This window comes from Blautia marasmi, from assembly GCF_900258535.1.
In the GTDB taxonomy this organism is placed as follows: Bacteria; Bacillota; Clostridia; order Lachnospirales; family Lachnospiraceae; genus Blautia; species Blautia hominis.
Genome location: NZ_OIWX01000001.1, coordinates 5,505,662 through 5,520,469, shown reverse-complemented (window position 1 = coordinate 5,520,469; position 14,808 = coordinate 5,505,662). Strand labels below are relative to the sequence as shown.

Annotated in this window: 15 protein-coding genes; 8 read left to right on the top strand and 7 right to left on the bottom strand. The window is 45.7% G+C overall.

The features are described 5' to 3' along the window. Positions 1-26 precede the first annotated feature (26 nt). The 5 genes from C6P39_RS24300 to C6P39_RS24280 form a co-directional block, all read right to left on the bottom strand. The gene (locus tag C6P39_RS24300) at positions 27-1,214 is read right to left on the bottom strand and encodes an aminotransferase-like domain-containing protein (protein WP_104805486.1); all 1,188 of its coding nucleotides are present in this window, start codon (positions 1,212-1,214) and stop codon (positions 27-29) included. 20 nt (positions 1,215-1,234) lie between these two features. Then, the gene (gene pdxR, locus C6P39_RS24295) at positions 1,235-2,746 is read right to left on the bottom strand and encodes a MocR-like pyridoxine biosynthesis transcription factor PdxR (protein WP_104805485.1); all 1,512 of its coding nucleotides are present in this window, start codon (positions 2,744-2,746) and stop codon (positions 1,235-1,237) included. Between the two features lie 117 nt (positions 2,747-2,863). After that, positions 2,864-3,268, bottom strand: a complete 405-nt coding sequence (locus C6P39_RS24290; RefSeq protein ID WP_095172924.1) for a metal-dependent transcriptional regulator — start codon at positions 3,266-3,268, stop codon at positions 2,864-2,866. Between the two features lie 9 nt (positions 3,269-3,277). Further along, positions 3,278-4,168: a cation diffusion facilitator family transporter gene (locus C6P39_RS24285; RefSeq protein ID WP_104805484.1), complete on the bottom strand. Its 891-nt coding sequence runs from the start codon at positions 4,166-4,168 to the stop codon at positions 3,278-3,280. Between the two features lie 47 nt (positions 4,169-4,215). Further along, complete coding sequence (locus C6P39_RS24280; protein ID WP_242987129.1) at positions 4,216-4,845, bottom strand: MarR family winged helix-turn-helix transcriptional regulator; 630 nt, start codon at positions 4,843-4,845, stop codon at positions 4,216-4,218. Between the two features lie 407 nt (positions 4,846-5,252). Here C6P39_RS24280 and C6P39_RS24275 point away from each other — a divergent pair, with 407 nt between their 5' ends. The 8 genes from C6P39_RS24275 (at position 5,253) to C6P39_RS24240 (ending at position 12,864) form a co-directional block, all read left to right on the top strand. Continuing rightward, entirely contained in the window at positions 5,253-6,458 is a 1,206-nt protein-coding gene (locus C6P39_RS24275) for an aconitase X catalytic domain-containing protein (protein WP_104805483.1), read from the top strand. Then, the gene (locus tag C6P39_RS24270) at positions 6,458-6,865 is read left to right on the top strand and encodes an aconitase X swivel domain-containing protein (RefSeq protein WP_095172927.1); all 408 of its coding nucleotides are present in this window, start codon (positions 6,458-6,460) and stop codon (positions 6,863-6,865) included. Before C6P39_RS24275 ends, C6P39_RS24270 begins: the two co-directional genes overlap by 1 nt. Before the next feature lie 34 nt (positions 6,866-6,899). Further along, positions 6,900-8,000, top strand: a complete 1,101-nt coding sequence (locus C6P39_RS24265; RefSeq protein ID WP_104805482.1) for a TRAP transporter substrate-binding protein — start codon at positions 6,900-6,902, stop codon at positions 7,998-8,000. Between the two features lie 28 nt (positions 8,001-8,028). Then, positions 8,029-8,553: a TRAP transporter small permease gene (locus C6P39_RS24260; RefSeq protein WP_158661684.1), complete on the top strand. Its 525-nt coding sequence runs from the start codon at positions 8,029-8,031 to the stop codon at positions 8,551-8,553. 3 nt (positions 8,554-8,556) lie between these two features. Then, a complete protein-coding gene (locus C6P39_RS24255; protein ID WP_095172930.1) occupies positions 8,557-9,828 on the top strand; it encodes a TRAP transporter large permease in 1,272 nt (423 codons plus the stop codon). Positions 9,829-9,856: 28 nt separating this feature from the next. Further along, positions 9,857-11,095, top strand: coding sequence for a nickel pincer cofactor-dependent isomerase, group 22 (locus C6P39_RS24250; RefSeq protein ID WP_104806040.1), 1,239 nt, complete (start codon positions 9,857-9,859; stop codon positions 11,093-11,095). 15 nt (positions 11,096-11,110) lie between these two features. Further along, positions 11,111-12,100: a uroporphyrinogen decarboxylase family protein gene (locus C6P39_RS24245; protein WP_242987128.1), complete on the top strand. Its 990-nt coding sequence runs from the start codon at positions 11,111-11,113 to the stop codon at positions 12,098-12,100. Positions 12,101-12,195: 95 nt separating this feature from the next. After that, the gene (locus C6P39_RS24240) at positions 12,196-12,864 is read left to right on the top strand and encodes a GntR family transcriptional regulator (RefSeq protein WP_104805481.1); all 669 of its coding nucleotides are present in this window, start codon (positions 12,196-12,198) and stop codon (positions 12,862-12,864) included. Between the two features lie 73 nt (positions 12,865-12,937). Here the strand turns inward: C6P39_RS24240 and C6P39_RS24235 are convergent, their stop codons facing one another. Then, positions 12,938-13,927 (bottom strand): serine hydrolase domain-containing protein, encoded by a 990-nt coding sequence (locus C6P39_RS24235; RefSeq protein ID WP_104805480.1) that lies wholly within the window; start codon positions 13,925-13,927, stop codon positions 12,938-12,940. A 39-nt stretch (positions 13,928-13,966) separates the two neighbouring features. Then, entirely contained in the window at positions 13,967-14,794 is an 828-nt protein-coding gene (locus C6P39_RS24230; RefSeq protein ID WP_104805479.1) for a MerR family transcriptional regulator, read from the bottom strand. Positions 14,795-14,808: the final 14 nt, after the last annotated feature.

Sequence of the window (14,808 nt, the reverse complement as noted above, 5' to 3'; positions counted from 1 at the left end):
CTTTTTAGCAGGAATCAGATTTTCATCTATTCTGTGAATTCATTCAAGGCTCTGCCTATGCGCATAATACCTTCCGATATTTTATCTTCCGGCATATTAGAAAAGTTTATCCTGAGAGTGTTGCATTTCTTTGTGTTTGGAAAAAAGGATGTTCCGGGAACAAATGCAACGTTGTGTTCCAGACACTTTTCGAGCAGCCTGGTAGTGTCAATTTTTTCATCCAGCTCAATCCAGAGAAAAAGTCCTCCTTCAGGCTTTGTAAACTTAATGTCCGAAGGAAAAGCGCTGCGGATGGCTTCAATAGCTGTGTCACGCCGTTTCCGGTATACCTCACGTATTTTATCAATATGGACATCAATATCGTATTTTTCCAGATAAGCGGAAATTACCATCTGAGCTATGGTATTACACTGCAGGTCTACACCCTGTTTTACAAGAACATATTTATGGATGACTTCTTTTTCTCCGGCAATCCATCCAATCCGGTAGCCGGGGCAGAAGATCTTTGAAAAGGTCCCTGTACAGAGAACATTGCCTGCCCGGTCAAGGGACTTTACGGACGGCAGGAAATCGCCCTCATATCTAAGCTCCCCATAGGGATTGTCTTCTAAAACCGCCACATGATATCTAGCGGAAATCTCTGCAAGCTGTTGTCTGCGTTCCAGGCTCCAGGTTCTTCCTGTGGGATTCTGGAAATCAGGGATCACATAGATCAGCTTTGCTGTCGGATATTTTTCCAAAGCTTTTTCCAGTTCGGACATGATCATGCCATTTTCATCTGTAGGAATTTCTGCGAATTTACAGCTATATGCTTTAAAAGCGCTGAGGGCAGCCAGATAAGTGGGGCTTTCACACAACACCACATCCCCTTCGTCCAAGAAAACTTTTCCGGATAGGTCAAGGGCCTGCTGGGAGCCGTGGGTGATCAAAATATTTTCATCGCAGAAAGATGTGCCGAGCCGCGCATTCATCCGCATGGCGATCCATTCCCTGAGAGGCTGATGACCTTCCGTTGTGGCGTATTGCAACGCGTGTTCCCCGTTATGGTCCAGAACATAAGTATTGACAGCCTTGATCTCCTCTATGGGGAAAAGTTCAGGGGCCGGCAGCCCTCCAGCAAAGGAAATGACTTCCGGCTGCTCTGTGAGTTTCAAAAGCTCCCTGATCTCGGAAGCGGTAACAGATGACATTCTTTTCGCATATTTGTATTCCATGAGAAAACTCCTTTACATATTTATAATATAGGGTTTATTTCATTGTCATTCCATGGTTCGTCCTCCTGATGAGCCATGAGCAGTTTTTTTATCACGTCACATAAAATTTTGATGCCATAAACAATTTTATCCTTTGGAGGAAAGGTAAAGTTTAAGCGGATATAGCTCTCCCCTTTTTGTTTTGTCAGATATGCGGGCATTCCGGGTAGAATGGCGACTCCGTTTTTGGCAGCCTGCGAAGCCAGCAGATCTGCTGACAGGCCGTCCGGGAGCCTGCACCACAGGTAATACCCGCCGTCCGGTATAGCAAAGGACAAGCCAAAAGGAGCATACTGTTTCAGGGCATCCACCATCATATCTCTTCTTTCCCGGTACTCCCTGCGTATGAACTCCACATATTTTTCCATCTCGCCATTTACAATAAACCGTTCCACAATCTGCTGTGATATACAGCAGGAATGCAGATCTACAAGCTGCCGGATACTGGAAAAGTGATGGATCAGTTTTTTATCCGCGCAGATCCAGCCCAGGCGCAGACCGGGATAGATGGTTTTGGAAAAAGAACTGAGATAGATGACATTCCCGTTCTTATCCATTGTTTTCAAAGGAGCAGTGGTCTGTCCCTCAAAACTCAGTTCACTGTATGGGTCATCCTCCAGAATTGGTATGGCATATTTGCCGGCCAATTCCAGAAGCCGGATCCTCTTGGCAGTGCTCATGCATACACCGCAGGGATTATGGTATGTGGGCATGGTGTAGATTAATTTGGGGTGATACCGGATCAAAAGCTGTTCCAGTATTTTCATGTCCATCCCATCATTTTCCATGGGTACTGCCATAAGTCTGGCACCCATAGCCCGGAAGCTCTGTATTGCAGGGAAAAAGGACGGCTCTTCGATCAGCACAATATCCCCCGGATTGACAAAAGCCCGGGCTGCCAGGTCAATGCCCTCCTGTGCACCGGAAACGATCATGATCTCGGAAGGGTGGCAGAAGCAGGAGCGCTTTTGCATATAGGACGCCATGACCTTTCGCAGGGAGGAAAAACCTGCCACAGGAGAGACAAGCAGTCCTTTGGGATTGGACAGTAAGTCCTGCTCCATTCCTTTGAATGCCTGGATCGGAGGATTTTCAAAGGAGGCGATTCCGGCCGCAAAGGATATGACATCCTTTTGGTTTGCCATTTCCAGATATTTATTCACATCAAAGGTATCACGGTTCTTCAGATAATCACTGAACAGATACTCCCACATGGGTTCTTTACGGGAATCTGTTTTGCGGACTGCAGGTGCTGCCTCTTTGACAGCAATGGTTCCCCTTCCCACGTGGGAGGTGAGCAGCCCGTCGGCCTTTAATTCTTTATATGCGTTCAGCACAGTTGTGCGGTTTACACCCAGTGTATCGGCTAACTGGCGTTCCGATGGGAATTGAAAACCATCGGGAATCTCACCGGATATGATCTGAGACTGTATCTGTTCCGCAATCTGTTTGTAAAGGGGTGTCTTTATTGATTTGTCTATTTGAATTCTCATTGGCTCCTCCATTTGGTTCGGTCCAATGAATAGTATAGATGGAAATCGGCTGTATATCAACAACCAATTGCAGTTAATTTTATACAGCCAATTTTTCTGCTTACAAGTTGGAAGTTTTTAATGCTGTATAGGAGATTTGGTGAGAGAAGTGGAAGAGAGGGTGTCTGCAGCAAAAATTTGTTTTAGGTGCCGGTAAGTTTCATCGCTGATGTGGTGCTCCATTTCACAGGCATCATGGGAGGCTGACGCATCTGATACACCGAGGGATTTCAGAAAATCGCAGATGGTTTTGTATTTTTCCAGGAGTTTTAAAGCCTCTTTTTGACCGTTTGCGGTCAGCCGGATTTCATGACCGGTTACGGTAATATATTCCATCTCCTTCAAAACAGTGACCGCTCTTGTTACGCTTGGTTTGGTATAGCCAAGTGCAGCGGCAATATCAATATTTCTCACAAACCCTTTTTCGTGCTGGATGATATAAATTGTTTTCAGATAATGGTCAATAGAGACTGTTTTACACATATTCTTACCTCAATTCACAGTTTCCGGGAGTGCCCAGTAGATCGTGGCGTCAATCTGCAGTTTTTGTTTGATTTCCGTTTTGATACAGGAGAAGTTCCGGGATAAATGGTCTGTTTCGTCCTCCGGGGGAGAAGCAAGCTGAATGAAGACCAGTTTATTTTCGGGGCCGTAATCGTGGAGCGAGATTTCTTTTACTGATTTGGCAGGAAAGTATGCGGTCACAATCCTCATGATCTCGTCTTTGGTAGCCGGGTCAGCGCCTTCCCCCAAAAGCAGGACCATATTTTCGCTAAAAGAAGTAAATCCTGATTTTAGGATCACAATACATACAAGGATACCTAAAATACCATCCGCAGAAATCTGTACATAAGGAACCGCAAGGATTCCGATAAAGGTAACTGCAGTGACAAGTGCATCAGAAAGATTATCTTCCCAAACAGCCTTCAGGGTGGGGGAGGAAACCTTTTGATTCAGGTGCCTCACATACCATGCCATACAGATCTTGCCCAGGATACTGATGCATAAAACTGCCAGCGTGAGGCCGGTTACGGTCACATGCCTGGGGTTTAACAGCTGCTTACAGGCGTCAATTCCTACGGAAATACCGGTAAACAGAATCAAAATAGAAATAACGAAACCGCAGATATATTCCATCCGTCCATGTCCATAGGGGTGTTTCGTGTCTTTATCCCTTGCTGCCAGTGAGAAACCCAGAAGCGTTAGAAGAGAGGACGCACAGTCTGTAAGGTTATTCAGGGCATCAGCAGTGATCGCAACGCTGCCGCTTAAGAGTCCGGCGATCCCTTTTATTATGACTAATATTAAATTTCCCAGCAATCCGGCGATTCCGGATCGTTTTCCCACAACATCGCGGCTTACTGTACAAGATTTTTCTTTCATTGGTTTTCCTCCTTCCTTTGCAATGAGGGCTGCTGCAGCAAATACAGCTATCTGCGTGTTTCATCCGATCTGCCGGGGCGGCGCCCGCGCCCAGGACGTTCTTCCCGTTCACTGCGGGTCCGGTCACTTCGGGATCTTGAAAAACTTCTGCTCCGCATGGCCATAAGATGTTCAAATGCATCCTCGCCCATTCGGGAGCGTGCCTGTTCCATCCATTGCTCCATATCCTCTCTGTCATCTGTTCCAAGCATGGTCTCCAAACTGGCAATGATCCGGCTTAAATAGCTGCTGAATGCATCCTGTTCCTCCTCTGAGAGACAGTCAAATAAATCCGGCGAATCCGGCGGTTCCTGCCGGGCATCCCTTCCCTTTTCCGTGAGCTTCACGATCATAACACGTCGGTCTGTTTCCTTTGGGGTTCTGGTAATATAGCCGGCTTTTTCCAGTTTGTTCAGCAGTTCGCTCAGAGACTGCTGGCGGATATCCAGCAGGTAGGATAAATCTTTTGTGCTGATTTCCGGCTGCATCTTCAGGATAGCCAGTACCCGCCCCTGTCCCCTGGTAGGGTCTGCAAAAGGGCCGCGGGCTGCATGGAGCTGCTGGTGCTGGCGATGGAGGAGCCATTGGAGGCGTTCCAGTTTTTTAAATAATTCTTTGTTGTTTATCATATCAGACATAGTGGGTTCTCCTTTCTTGAATTTCACAGGTACCTGATAATCGTATTATACAGGTACCTGTGAAAAATGTCAAGAACTTTTTTTAAGGTACCTGTATAAATTTGTTACTATTCACGGCTGTTATCCCGCGAGGTGTTTTTATGCGCTTGCGCATGAAAATCCCGAGGCAGCCAGCGCGATATGGGGCAGAATGCTCCATATCTGTGCATCGCGAAGCGTGTTACTGTTTACAGAACTGCGTTTTTTTGCAGGGCTGTGAATAGTAACATAAATTTATATCTCTGAGAGTTACTGCCAATAATACTGCCGTCGAAAAAATGTCGAAAAATATGAGAAATGTCATTGACAATACTGAATACAAGAAATATAATAACTGTATACAGGTGATATGCGGAAGGAGGAATATTATGGAGTTAACGCAGGAACAACAGAATATGCTGGACGGAAAGTATGGGGAGGGTACAGCATATGCAATGAAGATCCAGGTGGCAATCGGGGAATCCTTTGATGCCCCTCGGATGGTGCCCATAACGAGGGCACATGTAGCTTTGTCCAATCAGGACGCAGATTTGTGGTTTGCGGAGAAGCTGCTGAATGCAGGAGCATACTGCAGGGTCTCGCCGACGGTAAACCCCGGTTTTTGTATTTCATTCTTTAAGGAACGGAATATGGTGTCAGAGGAGGATGCTGACTTTATGCAGAGGACACACAATGCCTACAAGGGGTTAGGTGCGACGCTTTCCTATAACTGCACGCCTTATGTTGCCACCAATGTTCCTAATTTCGGTGAAGTTGTGGCTTTTTCAGAATCCAGCGCAACACCGTATGTAAATTCTGTCTGGGGGGCCAGAAGCAACAGGGAGGGGGCAAACAGTGCACTATGTGCCGCGATCACAGGCTATGTACCGGAGTACGGATTACTTCTTGATGAGAACAGAAAGGGAAATATTCTGGTGGAAGTAAAAGCGGATATGAAGTCCGATTTTGAGTATCATCTTCTCGGATACTGCGGGCGGAAGATCGGAAGCGGGATTCCGGTATTTACCGGGCTTCCAAAGCACATAGGGAAGGAAGCACTGACAAATCTGGGCGCACAGCTCAATACATCCGGTGCGTATGGGATGTATCATATTGTGGGTTGTACACCGGAAGCGCAGACCTTGGAACAGGCCTTTGGGGGAAAGGAACCGGAGCGTAAGGTGACTATCACCAATGAAGATTTGGAGGAGATATTGGAGGAGATTTCGGCAAAAGGCAGCAGAGAAATTGATTTTGCAATGTTTGGATGTCCGCATTTTACTTTGGAACAGACTCAGCACATTGCCGGGAGATTAAAGGGCAGGAAATTGAAAAAAGAAATGTGGATCCTCACTTCTTATCATGTAAAAGAACTGGCTGACAGAATGGGCATTACGGAGGTGATTGAGGCCGCAGGGGGCTATATTGTGCCGGATTCCTGTCCGGATCAGCCCTGCTGGAAACATTTACAGGGAAAAACAGGTGTGACGGAATCACCCAAGTGTGCATATTATCCCAAGCGCAGAGGGATTAATTTTGTCATACGTGATCTGGACACATGCATTGATGCAGCACTGAACGGGGAGGTGGTCTGATGGAAAAGAAATTCAGATGTCATAAGATCTCAGAGGGGATTGTGGAAGGGGAAGCATTAGTATCAGGCGATAATATTATGTTTTATCTGATTGAGCCGGATACAGGAAAAGTCATTGAGCCGGCCCATGCACTGGAAGGACAGAGTATAGCGAAGAAGATTTTGATCTTCCCAAGCGGAAAAGGCAGTTCCGTGGTGCAGGCGGACGGACTGTTTCAGCTTAATAAAAAGGATAATGCGCCAAAAGGAATGATCATCCGTTATCCGGAGACGGTTCTTGTCTCCAGTGCCATTATCATGGATATCCCAATGGTGGATAAAGTGGAGGAAGCGTTCTATGAGACAGTAAAGTCAGGGGACCACATTCGGATCAATGCCGATGCAGGTATCATAGAAATCTTAGATTAAAGTTTCTGCGCGGAATGCGCAAGGAGGATAAGAGATGAAAAAATTAGCGGTTTTATTGGCTTGTGCACTTTGTGTCACGTCTCTCTATGGATGCGGAAGCTCCGGCAGTGATGGTAAAAAAGAAGGAACATCGGATACAAAACAGGAACAAAAAGAGGACAGTACACAAAAGGAAGGCCAGGAGGCAAACGCAGAGCTTGACGGTCTGGATCCCATCACTATAAAATTTGCCAGCATAGGACCCGAGAGCGGTACTACCCAGGCAGACGGAGAGGCAAAATTTATTGAATATGTGGAGGAGGCATCCGGAGGCAAGATCAAAGTGGACCATTATCCCAACGGAGCGCTGGGAGGGGATACCGAGATGCTGGAAGGCTGTGCCATGAATACGATCCAGGTCTGTAATCCGGCCATTTCTGTGCTGACTACATACGATGAAAAATTCGGTATTCTGGATATGCCGTTTTTGTTTGATGATTACGAATCGGAATTAAAGGCAGTAAATGAAGGCAAACTGGGCGACGAGTTCGACAAAATGCTGGAGGGAACAGGGATCCGTATTGGCAGCACCTATTATTTTGGCGGATACAGAGGGCTCAGCAACAGTGTGCGCTCGGTAGAATCCCCGGATGACATGAAGGGACTGAAGATTCGTGTAATGGAAAGTCCGGTATATATTACCGCATTTACTCTTATGGGGGCAAATCCCACACCTATGAGCTTCTCAGAATTATTTACAGCACTCCAAAACAAGACAGTAGACGGACAGGATAATGATCCGTCCCTGACCTATACCTCTCAGTATTATGAGGTACAGAAATATTACAGCAACCTGGAACATACCATATCCATCGGATGCCTTGCCATGAGTGAGGAATGGTACAACAGCCTGCCGGATGCATACAAAAATATCATTGACGAGGGGATCAAGCAGCAGTCTGAACTTGTCACAAAAAAGAGTTTGGAAATGTATGAATCTTATTTAAAACAGCTTGAAGATGCAGGCATGGAGGTTACAAAAATTACGGATGAGAACCGTTTGAAGTTCAAAGAGGCGGTAGAACCCATGTATGATGAATACAAGGAAAAGCTGGGGACTGAAATCTTTGATATGGCGCAGGAGTTTAACAAGTAGCCCAGGCAGAAGTAAAGGGGGAAGTTTTTTGAAGAAGGCTAAATTTCTTGTTACGATATGGAATAAAATGGAGGAGTATTTTCTTGTTTATTCCCTGATCCTGATGGTGATCCTGGTTTTTATCCAGGTTATTATGAGGTACATATTTAATAATTCCCTGAGCTGGAGCGAGGAGCTGGTCCGCTATATTTTTATATGGCAGATTTGGCTGGGGGCCAGCGTGGGGGCGAAAAATAATGACCATATCAGGATTGAGATATTCAGTAACAAATTAAAGCAAAAACCAAGAGAAGCTTTGGAAATACTTATCAATGGCATGATCTTTGTATTTTACATATTTCTTATCTGGCAGGGGATCATGTATCTGAAGACCGTGATCTCTACAAGCATGACTTCCACCGGTCTGCAGATCCCTTTGTGGATCGTATATATCTCTCTGCCGGTCGGATCAGCGGCTGTGGCTGTCCGCCTTGCCTGCAGAGTGGTGTATGAGATCATGCATTTCGGGCATCTTCCCGTGCAGGAGACATCACAGGCAAAGGGGGTGGAGTAGAGGATGGAAATAGCAGTTTTATTCGGCAGTTTCTTTATCCTGCTGCTTTTAAGTGTTCCGGTGGGACATGCGATCGGAATTTCGGGTTTACTGAGTTTTCTTATCTGTACGGATTATTCGCCCATGGTATTTATTAAAAGTTCCTTATCGGGGACAGATTCCTTTACTCTTTTGGCCGTTCCGTTTTTTATGCTCGCCGGAAATCTCATGGCTACAGGGGGAATCGCAAAGAGGATTGTGAATTTTGCGGACAGTCTTCTCGGATGGCTGACAGGCGGCTTATCTATTGTGACAACAATTGCCTGTATGTTTTTCGGAGCTGTCTCAGGGTCTGCTGTGGCAACAACTTCTGCCATTGGGTCTTTTATGATACCGGAGATGGAGAAAAAGGGGTATGACAAAGACTTTTCAGCGGCATTGGCGGCAGCCGCAGGCTCTGTGGGTGTAATCATTCCGCCGTCCGTACCTCTTGTTATTTACGGTGTGGCTGTCAATGCGTCCGTAAAAGACTTGTTTACAGCAGGCATATTGCCGGGGATCATGATGGGCATTGCCATGATCATCGTGTGCGTCATCACCTCCAGAAAACATGGATGGAAAGGTGATGCAAAGCGTCCGGAACTTAAAAAAGTGTGGAAGGCATTTAAAGAAGGCTTTTGGGCACTGCTGATGCCGGTCATCATATTGGGCGGAATTTACAAAGGGATTTTTACGCCGACAGAAGCGTCGGTGGTGTCGGTCGTTTACTGTATCGTTGTCAGTATGTTTGTATACAAAGAGATGGACCTGAAAGGCCTGTATAAAGGATTTCTGGGGATTGTGAATCTTTGCGGCATTACACTGTTTATGATGGGATTTGCCAATGCATTTTCTTATTTTCTTACCATAGAACAAATCCCAAACAGACTGACCGAATTATTTTTGGGGATCAGCCACAATAAATTTGTGATCCTGCTTATGATCAATATCCTGCTTTTGATCGTGGGATGCGTCATTGATAATATTCCGGCCACCATTATCCTTGCACCTATTTTGCTGCCGGTAGTAAAAGCGATTGGGATGAGCCCGATCACCTTTGGTGTGATGCTGACCATGAATCTGGCCATTGGATTTATCACCCCGCCGTACGGTATTAATCTCTTTATGGCAACCGCCGTCTCAGGGGTGCCTATGGATGCCATGATGAAGCGGATAGGTGGTCTTTTGGTATCGCTTCTGGTGGTGCTGATGCTGATCACTTATGTGCCATGGTTTACATTGGGCTTCCTGAGCTAAGGAAGCCCAAGAGAAAGCGAGGTTGGAAATGCCTTTATTATTACCTGAAGATTATAATACAGTGATCCCTCCTCTCTATAAAGTCCGCCAGGTGTTCGGCAGAGAAACTCTGCCGGACATTGCGGCGGCAATACGAAAAGAGTTTCAAAGAGAAGAGATAAGTGGTAAAATAAAGCCAGGAATGCGGGCAGCTGTGGCAGTGGGGAGCCGTGGTATCCGTAATCTTCCGCTGATCGTAAAAACGATTTTGGAAGAGCTGGAAAAACTTGGAGCCATACCCTTTATTGTTTCGGCAATGGGCAGCCATGGGGGAGGAACCGAAGAGGGACAGAGGGAAGTTTTGTATGGCTATGGGATCACAGAGGATGCCATGCATGTTCCGATCATCACCACCACGGATGTTGTGTGCCTGGGTGAGATATCAGGCGGGAGAAAGGTGTATTTTGATAAGTCTGCTATGGAAGCGGATGTGATCATACCTGTCAACAGAGTGAAATTACATACGGATTTCGTGTCTGATATACAAAGCGGCCTCTGTAAAATGCTTGTCATCGGTTTGGGGAACCACAGAGGGTGCACAGCGATCCATGAAGCTGATTTTTCCGTTTTCGGAGAGGTGATAAAGGAAGCTGCTGCATGGATTTTAGAAAAGGCACCGGTTGCTTTTGGAATCGCTGTTTTAGAAAATGCTTACGATGAAACCTGTCTGATCGAAGCTGTTCCCGCGGAAACTTTGGTGGAACGGGAAAAAGAACTGGTGAAAATGGCCAGGGACAAGATGCCGGTTTTGATGATCCCGGAGATTGATATCCTCATAGTGGAGGAGATTGGCAAAGATATATCCGGAGCTGGTTTTGACCCTAATATTCTGGGGAAAAGTTATATTCTCAAGGAGTTTGTCCTGCCGGTCCCCAAGATAGACAAAATGGTCCTGCTGGATATTTCCCCTGCCTCCCACGGGAACGGTATTGGGCTGGGGATATTTGATGTTATCACTAAAAAAGTCTTTGCGCAGTTGGATCATGAGGCCATGTATGCGAATGCCATTGCAGTAAAATGTGTGGATGACTGTAAAATTCCGCTTATAGCAAAAGACGAGGAGGAAGCAGTTAAGATAGCAGTTAAAATTCTCAGAAATGCCAATAAAGATAACCTCAAAATAGTGAGGATCAAGAATACGATCGAGCTGGAGGAGATAATGGTTTCCCGCGCGCTGCTCGGGCAGGTGGAAGAAAACCCCTGCCTGATTCTGGAAAATAAATCATGATATGAGGAGGCCGAGATGAAGGTCAGAGAAAATTTTTGGGAAACGATCCGATATGGAAAGCCGGATGCGCTGATAAATGAATGGGAAGCGTTTTCTTTTATATCGGACCCTGTTACAGCATACATGTCTGTGGCTGAAAGGGGAAAAACAAAGAAAAACCCATGGGGAGTGACAGTTTACTGGGGAGAGGACGAACCCGGTTCTATGCCTTTGATCAATGAAGAAACAAAAGTATGCAAAGACATCTGCAGATGGAAGGAATATGTGAAAGTACCGGACATTAGAAAGGTTCCCATGGACTGGAACAGCGCCAGGGAAGATACTCGGAGAATCCGGGAAGAGGGAAAGCTGACAATGGCGATGATGGCTTCCGGTCTGTTTGAACAGTGCCATGCCTTAATGGGATTTGAGGATGTTTTTATTGCCATGATGGAGGAACCGGAGGCAATGCATGAACTGCTTGACTGTATTATGGACTTTAAACTGACCTGGTGCCATATGCTGGTGGAAAACTGTAAGCCGGACGCAGTCCTCTTTCATGATGACTGGGGGTCCAAGAAGAGTCTTTTTGTCAGCAGAGATACATGGATAGAATTTTTTAAGGAGAGATACAGAAAAATTTACGGATATCTGAAAGAGAATGGGGTACTGGTCGTACATCATGCAGACTGTTACTGTGAAACCATAGCGGAAGATATGGCGGAGATTGGCATTGATGTGTGGCAGGGGGTAACTCCCGAGAATAATATCCCAAAGATGCAAGAGCACCTCAAAGGGAAAATGGCTTTCATGGGCGGACTGGATGCAGCGGTGATCGATGTGCCGGACTTTAATGAGGATATTGTAAGACGGGAAGTAAGAAGGGCCTGTGAGGAATATGTGCCCCAAGGAGGATTCATACCCTGCCTCACTTACGGTGGGGATGACGGCAGCATTTATCCGGCAGTGGATAAGATCGTTCAGGATGAAATTGCAAAGTGGAGTCAGACATATTTCCACATATAATGACGAGGAAATTAAATGGTGTGTCAAGAATGCGGCTTGACGGAGCAGCATAAATGATGCTAAACTTATCCTAGTCTAAAAGCAGGTGGAGGAATATGGAAGTCAGTAATTTTGTAAAGAAGGGAAGTACCAGAAATCGTACGGAGATAGCTTATGATAAGATAAAGGATTCCATATGCAGTGGTGCGATCAAGCCGGGAGAAATTCTCAGTGAGTCCCAAATCGCGGCAGAACTGGATATGAGCCGGACCCCTGTCCGGGAAGCGCTTCGGATACTTGCCAGCGAAGATTTGGTAGTGATAAAAAACGGCATTGGTGCCTATGTGACAGAGATTTCAGAGAAAGGGACGAAGGATTTATTTGCCGTCCGGAAACCTCTTGAGATATTGGCATCCAAGTCAGCTATACATAACATAACAAAAGAGGAATTCGGGCAGATGGAAGAAATATTCCAAAAGCTCCGGGTGTTGGATGAATTAGGGGCGCGGGTGGATAAAAAGATGTTCACAGACATGGACTGGGCGCTGCATGATCTGATCATTGAAAAATGTGATAATCAGTATGTAAAAAATATTATGGCAAATATCAATGCAAATATTAAAAGGCTCCAGATATCATCTTTCTACGCGCTGAATGATATGCAGGAAAGCACGGCGCAGCATCTCAGGATTTTACGTCTCCTTGAGAAAAAGGAAGAAGACGCATTGGAGAAAGCGCTGGCAGACCATGTGGAATGGTCTCTGCGGGTGTTACTCAGAACCTAAAATCCGATCACGAAATAAGGCTTTCTATGATATAACATCCATCATAGAAAGCCTTTTATGATCCATATAAAGATCAAGTGAGATCCTTGTCAAAGGCAGGCTCCACATAATCTTTGATAAAAGCGATCCGGTCTTTAACATTCTTCGCAAAAAGAGAAGCAATGGAAACCACCATCTCCCTGTGCGTATTCACATAAATAACATTTCCCCCATCTCCCATGGCAGAAAATCCCTGCTCCGTATCCCCGGATAACCACCATAAATATCCATAGGGAAGATTGCACTTTTCCCATCGGCTGTGTTCTTTTGTGCTCTCCTCTATCCAGCTTTTTGAGACGATCTGTTTTCCGTTCCACACTCCGCCATTTAAGTATAACTGTCCTATTTTCGCCATATCCACAGGTGAGAGCGAAAGTCCCCAGCCTCCTGTATGGTTCCCGGCCGGGTCGGAGGCCCAGCCGCTTAAATCTGTGGATGTGTTGAATGCCATCTGCTCCTCTTTACTTTGAAACGTTAAACTGCGCGCAACGGTAATTCCCAGGGGAGAAAATAAATTCTCTGACGCGAGATCCAATACAGACCCGCCTGTGGAATTGGCAAGGATGCCGGATAAGATATCGGGTCCGATAAGGGGAGTATAACGAAAGTCTCCGATCTGCCCCCGGCCTCCCAACAGATCGAGCGTGAATTTGACGAAATTGTCACTGGTAAAATATTTTATATAAGGCGCAGACTTATATTTGTAAGGCGCAGTCATGGTCAGCAGATGTTCCAGTGTAATATCCTGTATGGTTTTTTCTCCTTTTTTCACAGTGTAGTCCGGGAAGAAATCCAGCACTTTTTGACTGACACTTTTGATATATCCCCGGTCTATGGCAATTCCGATCAAGACCGAAAGGATACTTTTTGTGACGGAGTACACATGTATACGGCAGTCGGCCGTGCATCCGTTAAAATACTTCTCATATAAAGTTTCTCCGTTTTTTAGGACAACCATGCCCGCAATATTGCTGTAATCTTTGTCTATGACATTTTCCAGTTCTGTTATCTTTTCCTGATTCATTCGGTGTTCTCCTTAATGGTTTGTTTTTCTGCCCCGGACTTATAAAGTCTTCTTTTTGACAGGATAATATATTTCGGTGATCAGGTCATTTTCCGATGCGGCCCGGGAGGGATCTGTGATATACACTTCATAAAGAAGGCTGCTTCCTTCATACCCCTCTTTTTCTGCCCATTCCCTCTGCTTGGCATATACAGAGGGCAGTTCTGTGTAGGAGCCGTGCAGGACGGTCTTTATACACAGACCGGGGCAGAAATCTCTGGTTCCCGTGGCGTATTCCTTCACCGGGACAGCAAATTCCGTATCCAGACCAAAGGGGCTGAATTCTTTATTGTGGAAGAGGACCATGGGAGGAGCTGTCGGCGTCAGCCTTTTATCCTTTATCTTTTTAAATAATTGTCCGTAGCACTTTCCATATTCTTCGGGAAATTCATACTCGTGTACCATTTTGCGAATAGATAAAAGATACATTTCAGGTACTTCCGTAAGCCGGATATTAATGTTTTCCATATAAGACATAATGGAGTTTCCTTGTTTTAAGTTGGAGATATCCTGATTGAGCTGCTCCAGTGTCTTTTGGTATTCCCGCACCTGTTTTTCGATTTCTTTTTCTTTTTTCATAAGTGCCAGACAAAGTGCCTCGTCCCGTAATCCTTCTGTGTTTCGTATGGTTTTAATTTCCTCCAGAGAAAAATCATAGGATTTCAGACGATTGATAAACAGCATGGTTTCCAGCTGCTCTATAGAATAATAGCGATAACCGTTTTCCGGATCGATCTGCTCAGGGTGGATCAGCCCGATCTCCGCATAATAGCGGAGCGTCTTAGCAGATACCTTGCATATATTTGAAAATTCACCGATAGTTAACAATGGCAGCCCTCCCT